This is a genomic window from Dokdonella sp., assembly GCF_049593775.1.
Taxonomy (GTDB): Bacteria; Pseudomonadota; Gammaproteobacteria; order Xanthomonadales; family Rhodanobacteraceae; genus Dokdonella.
This window is the reverse complement of the sequence record NZ_JBAWHJ010000355.1, coordinates 1-2,219: the sequence shown is the minus strand read 5'-3', so window position 1 is coordinate 2,219 and position 2,219 is coordinate 1. Positions and strand designations below refer to the sequence as shown.

The following is a 2,219-nucleotide window of genomic DNA, read 5'->3' as shown; positions in this document are numbered from 1 at the left end:
GGATACGGCCTTTCGGAAACTTCGCCCGTAGCGACGTTTTCCCGCAAGGATCTGCCGCTCAAGGTCGGTTCAATCGGGGTGCCCATTTGGGGCGTCGAGGTGAAACTGATCAATGACGACTGGAGCGAGGTCAGCAAGATTGGCGACATCGGCGAGATCGCTGTGCGTGGACACAACATCATGAAGGGCTACTTCAATCGCGAGGCGGAAACGCGCGCCGCGATTCAGGATGGCTGGTTCCGTACGGGTGATCTCGCACGCCGGGATGAAGACGGTGCCTACTTCATCGTCGATCGCAGCAAGGACATGATCAATCGCGGTGGTTTCAACGTCTATCCGCGCGAGATCGAAGAGCTCCTGGTGACCCACCCTGCGGTTTCACTTGCCGCGGTAGTCGGCATCAAGGATGAGGAGTATGGCGAGGAGATCAAGGCATTCGTGATTCTCAAGCCGGGCGCGGAGCTGAGTGGATCTGAATTGATCGAATGGTGCCGAGAGCGCATTGCGGCATACAAATATCCGCGTCATGTCGAGTTCCGGGAGAGTCTGCCGATGACGGCATCCGGCAAGATCCTCAAGCGCGAACTGGTTGCAAATCCATAGGGGGCTGCGCGACAACTTCGCTGGCGCGCCGCAAGCATGGGTGCACGGTGTATCTGTAGCTCTTCCTTGTCCCCTCGGGAGAAGGTGCCGCAGGCGGATCAGCGTACGCGCGTGGCGGGAATTCCGCTCCGACCGTGTCCTCATCCCAACCCTCCCCCGAGGGGAGAGGGCGGATGACACGTTTCGCCGAATTGCAGCGCAAGCTGTCGGAACCCTCAGCCCAGAGCCTGCTCCAGATCGGCAATCAGGTCATCGACGTGTTCGAGGCCGACCGACACGCGCAACAGGTTCTGCGGCGAGACCGGCTTGTCACCTTCCACCGACGCGCGATGTTCAATCAGCGACTCGCAACCGCCCAGTGAAGTAGCGTTGGTGAACAGTTTCAACCTGCCAGCCATGGACAGGGCCGCTGTGCGCCCGCCACGCAATTCCATGCTGAGCATGCCGCCGAAATCAATCATCTGACGGGCGGCAACCTCGTGACCGGGATGCGTTGGCAAGCCGGGATAGTTCACTCGTTCAATCGCAGGATGCTTCGATAGAAACTCTGCAATGGCTCGGGCATTTGCGCAATGCATTGCCATGCGTGCAGGCAGCGAGCGACAGCCGCGCAAGGTCAGCCAGGCATTGAATGGAGCCAGTGTCGCACCGGTGACATGCAGGCGATGGGCCACACGCTCATACGACTCATCGGCTTGCTTGAATACCAGGGCTCCGCCCAGCACGTCACTATGCCCGCCGAAGTATTTGGTCGTCGAATGCATGACGATATCGGCGCCCAGTTCGAGTGGGCGCTGCAGTGCCGGCGAGGCAAACGTGTTGTCGCAAACCAGTAGCGCGCCGTTTGCTTTCGCTATTTCTGCCAGCGTCCTGATGTCGCTGATTTTCATGCGCGGATTCGAGGGAGTCTCGACCCAGAGCAGGTCGATTCCTTCGCGACTCAACTTTCGCACTGCGTCGGGGTTGGCCATGTCGATGGTGCTGACACGCAGGCTGCGTTGCGGCAGGAACTCTTCGGCAAGCACACGCAGCCCGGTGTAGCAGTCATCCGGAATGGCGATATGCGCGCCGTGTTCCATGGTTTCGAGCAGGCAACTGATTGCCGCCATGCCCGAGGCGAAGGTCAGTGCCTGCGCTCCACCTTCAAGGGCGGCAAGCGCTGCGCGCAAGCGATCATTGGTTGGATTGCCTTCGCGCTGATATTCGTAGCCTGCAATCCGCTCGCCGGCTGGTCCATGTTGAAACGTGGTGGCCAGATGGATCGGTGCGACAACCGCGCCTGTTTCCGGGTCGGATTCTCCGCCCGCATGTACCGCCAGTGTTTGCAGGTGATGAACGGGCTTGTTCATGAGCGCAGTGAGGCGAATGCTGTACGGGCAGCCCGAAGTGTATCGGCGAGAATGCTCTCGTCGTGCGCCATCGACATGAATCCCGCCTCGTAGGCGGCGGGAGCGAAGAACACGCCTTGCTCAAGCATGCTTTGGAAGAAGCGATTGAAGAGGTCTCGGTCTGCCGCGGTGGCTTGTGCGTAGGTTTCGATTTTTTCCTTGCTGAAAAACAGACCGAACATGGCGCCGACACGTGTGGTCGTGAAGTCCAGGCCTTCACCATCGGCC

General features: G+C 59.8%; 2 protein-coding genes and 1 pseudogene. 1 reads left to right on the top strand and 2 read right to left on the bottom strand.

Going from position 1 to position 2,219, the window contains the following annotated elements:
* A partial coding sequence (locus WBP53_RS12305; protein WP_423929337.1) for an AMP-binding enzyme occupies positions 1–603 on the top strand: 603 nt, incomplete at its 5' end.
* A gap of 215 nt (positions 604–818) precedes the next feature.
* Here the strand turns inward: WBP53_RS12305 and WBP53_RS12300 are convergent.
* Positions 819–1,952 carry a trans-sulfuration enzyme family protein gene (locus WBP53_RS12300; RefSeq protein WP_423929335.1) on the bottom strand — a complete coding sequence of 378 codons (1,134 nt, stop codon included), beginning with the start codon at positions 1,950–1,952 and terminating at the stop codon, positions 819–821.
* Positions 1,949–2,219, bottom strand: a pseudogene (locus tag WBP53_RS12295) (aspartate aminotransferase family protein); the annotation flags it as partial. The pseudogene WBP53_RS12295 and the gene WBP53_RS12300, both read right to left, overlap by 4 nt.